Genomic DNA, 3,726 nt, shown 5'->3' with positions numbered 1-3,726 from the left:
CGGCCGTCGGACCATCGCTGGTTTGAGCACGTATACCCTGTGACGTTCGCACCAGGTTTTGACTTATCCACAAAAACCCGCAAATGAATAAACAGGGAATTTAGCAAAAGGGTAACAGCAAACCTGCAAAACAGTCTTACCCCACGTTTTTAATCCCCTGCATGCAAGCAGCAGGGAGATCTTTTGTCTTTGCCGGCTCTGTGAATAACTCAATGAGGCCTTCGCTTACAGCGGCCGCACGCGTCCGCGTCGCTCAGATAAAAGTAGCTCCCATCGCTTCGCGACGGGCCCCGACCGGAGAACTGCATTAGTTACAGCATTCAAAAGGAAATCCATCATAAAACCGGCGCCGGTTTGCCGGCCAGGAGCCCCTCCCCACCACTGAAAAGCGCCGCCGCCCCCGGCCGAAGGCCGGGAGTAGTGTCGCTTTTAATGATGGGTGTTGTAACTATTCTTCTTCATCTCTGTGAGTAGTGTCGCGGTAAGTTCTGGGATACACGCTCGTAAGCGGCCCTAACGGCCCGCTAACGCGGAGATACGCCCCGACTGCGGCTGTCGCCTTGCCGGGACCACTCCGACCGCGTACAGAGGCATCTGAGCCGTTTTTAGCGGGTATAGCTTTGCAGGGAAGGGGGTGGGTGAGGCAGAACCTGTCAAAACAGCAGCCGGCTGCGCCGGGCGACGGCGCCATTTACCCGCAGTACTCCATTCAACTTCAGCTGGCGCCTCCATGCCGCTGACGCGGCATTATCTATACTTTAAGTCTGGCCACTGGAGGTAACCATGTGCGGACGTTTTTCTCAGTCTATGACGCGGGAAGAGTATCTTTCTCTCCTCGCCAATGAAGCCGATCGAAATATTGCCTACGGGCTTTGTTGAATAAATCAGATTTCGGGTAAGTCTCCCCCGTAGCGGGTTGTGTTTTCAGGCAATACGCACGCTTTCAGGCATACCTGCTTTCGTCATTTTGTTCAGCGCTCGTACCAGGGCCATAGCGGGGTCGTTTGCGGGAGGGGGCGGAATCCTACGCTAAGGCTTTGGCCAGCGATATTCTCCGGTGAGATTGATGTGTTCCCATCCGAGCGGCGAAACATGGGCCAAGAGATCGGGCGATAGCAGCTTTCCATCGCGTTTCTGGTTTGCAACGACCTCGCCGAGCTTCATGGTGTTCCAGAAGATGATGATGGCGGCGAGCAGATTCATGCCGGCGATGCGGTAATGCTGGCCTTCGGCGGAACGGTCGCGGATTTCACCGCGGCGGTGGAAGCTGATTGCCCGCTTCAGCGCATGATGAGCTTCGCCTTTGTTGAGCCCGATCTGGGCACGCCGTTGGAGTTCGGCATCCAGAATCCAGTCGATCATGAACAGGGTGCGCTCGACGCGACCGACTTCCCGCAGGGCTGTCGCGAGCTCGTTCTGCCGCGGATAGGAGGCGAGTTTCCGCAGAATCTGGCTTGGCGCGACGGTCCCGGCAGCAATGGTGGCGGCGATGCGCAGGATGTCGGGCCAATTGCGCTCGATCATGGCTTGGTTGACCTTTCCGCCGATCAACGCTCGCAGGTGCGCCGGGGCGGCCGACGGATTGAACGCGTAGAGCCGTTTGGATGGCAGGTCGCGGATGCGCGGAGCGAACCGGTAGCCGAGAATGGCACATGCGGCAAAGACGTGATCGGTGAAGCCGCCCGTGTCGGTGAACTGCTCGCGGATATGGCGTCCAGCATCGTTCATCAGCAGGCCATCGAGGATGTAAGGCGCTTCGCTTGCCGTTGCAGGAATCACCTGGGTTGCGAACGGCGCATATTGGTCGGAGACGTGGCTATAGGCTTTCAGGCCCGGGGTATTGCCATATTTCGCGTTGACCAGGTTCATGGCCTCACCTTGCTCTGTAGCGACGAAGAACTGTCCGTCGCTCGAAGCCGACGTGCCCATGCCCCAGAACCGGGCCATGGGTAACGCTGCCTGTGCCTCGACCACCATGGCCAGCGCCCGGTCATAGGCTTCGCCCTCGACATGCCACCGTCCAATGCGGATCAATTCCCAGAAGGTGTGGGTGTTTGTCGCATCCGCCATTTTGCGCAAGCCGAGGTTGATCCCTTCCGCCAAGATAACGTTCATTAGCCCGATCCGGTCAGCGCAGGGTGCTCCTGTGCGCAGATGGGTGAACGCTTCGGTGAAGCCGGTCGCCGCATCCACCTCCAGCAGGAGATCGGTGATGCGCGTGGGCGGGATCTGCTTGTAGAGATCGAGCACCAGATCTTCGGCGCCTGTCGGCGCGGCGGCTTCGAGTTTCTCGATATGCAGAACGCCGTTTTCAATCGACCCGCCCGGGATCGTGCCTGCGCGAGCGGCACGGCCAAGCTCGCGCAACCGCATGTCGAGGCGAGCTTGCCGGTCTGCCAGCCATTCCTCCGGCCGCAATGGCACAGCGAGACGACCGCCTTCCGCGATGGATTGTGCCGGAACGAGTGCGTGTTTCAGATCGCCATAGCGCCGGGACCTAGTAAGCCAGACATCTCCGGAGCGGAACGCATCGCGCAGATGGAACAGCACCGCGATCTCCCATAGGCGAGCGTCGCCAGCCCTCTGGGCCCGAAGGTGGCGATGCCATTTCGAGCTGGGCCGCAAGAAGCTGGTCATCGCGGCATCGTTCAAACCGGTACGAAGGGCCGTCACCGCTTCCAGAAGCGGCAGTGCAACGGGCGCAGCTCGCAGATCGAGCAGGCGCAACATGCGTGGAGCGTATCGGCGGAAGCGGTGATAACCGTCGAGCACATGATTGAGCGGATCGTCGGCCATGGTGGCGGTCAGCCTGGTTGCCATTGCAACAAGGGTTTTTAAGCCGTCCCACCCTGACCCACTCGCGATGACATCGCCCAGCGGCTGGCCATCATCCTGTGCATCGACCAGGGCGCCCCCGATCTCGGCGAAGGATTTCAGGGTGTCACGCACCACCCCCGCTTCGTCTGCGACCTTTGCATGGCAAATACGCTCCGAAGCACGGTAGAGACGGCCGACGATCCGGTCGTGGGTTTCGACCACTGCGTCGGCCAACATCGCCTGCCATTCCGAGACGCAAACAGCCAAGATCGCAAGCCGCCTGTCCTCCGGGAGATCGCGCATGCCGTCGGCATAATACCGTTCACCCTGCCTGCGCAGACGAGTCACCCGATGGGCAGGAACGCCGGCAAGCAGATCCTCGGGGAGATCGATGCGTTGCAGATATTCGAGCCGGTCGAGCAGCCGGTTGGCCGACGAAGAGTTCGAGCCAGGCTCGAACTGGCGCAGCCACACAAAACGGGTCACCCGATCATCAGCCGTCTCCTCGAGCAATGCCAGCAACGGCACTGTTGCAAAGTTAGCGATGAGGCAGCCTTTTGTCTTATTCAAAGGCCTTACATTTCAAAAACTCTGCTTACCAGGCGCATTTCGCCCAGGGGATCACCATAATAAAATGCTGAGGCCTGGCCTTTGCGTAGTGCACGCATCACCTCAATACCTTTGATGGTGGCGTAAGCCGTCTTCATGGATTTAAATCCCAGCGTGGCGCCGATTATCCGTTTCAGTTTGCCATGATCGCATTCAATCACGTTGTTCCGGTACTTAATCTGTCGGTGTTCAACGTCAGACGGGCACCGGCCTTCGCGTTTGAGCAGAGCAAGCGCGCGACCATAGGCGGGCGCTTTATCCGTGTTGATGAATCGCGGGATCTGCCACTTCTTCACGTTG

General features: G+C 59.1%; 4 pseudogenes. 1 reads left to right on the top strand and 3 read right to left on the bottom strand.

The features are described from left to right. Positions 1 to 783: 783 nt before the first annotated feature. Positions 784 to 867 (top strand): annotated as a pseudogene (locus KHQ28_RS24515) (SOS response-associated peptidase); the annotation flags it as partial. Positions 868 to 924: 57 nt separating this feature from the next. Here the strand turns inward: KHQ28_RS24515 and KHQ28_RS29335 are convergent. From KHQ28_RS29335 to KHQ28_RS24505, 3 pseudogenes are all read right to left on the bottom strand, one after another. Continuing rightward, a pseudogene (locus tag KHQ28_RS29335) lies at positions 925 to 996 on the bottom strand (hypothetical protein); the annotation flags it as partial. A gap of 33 nt (positions 997 to 1,029) precedes the next feature. Next, positions 1,030 to 3,339: pseudogene (locus KHQ28_RS24510) on the bottom strand (Tn3 family transposase); the annotation flags it as partial. A 53-nt stretch (positions 3,340 to 3,392) separates the two neighbouring features. Continuing rightward, positions 3,393 to 3,726, bottom strand: a pseudogene (locus tag KHQ28_RS24505) (IS6-like element IS26 family transposase); the annotation flags it as partial.

Source organism: Klebsiella sp. 28 (assembly GCF_018223905.1).
GTDB classification, from domain to species: domain Bacteria; phylum Pseudomonadota; class Gammaproteobacteria; order Enterobacterales; family Enterobacteriaceae; genus Klebsiella; species Klebsiella pneumoniae.
The sequence above is the reverse complement of the archived record's forward strand: the minus strand, read 5'-3'. Positions and strand labels throughout refer to the sequence as shown.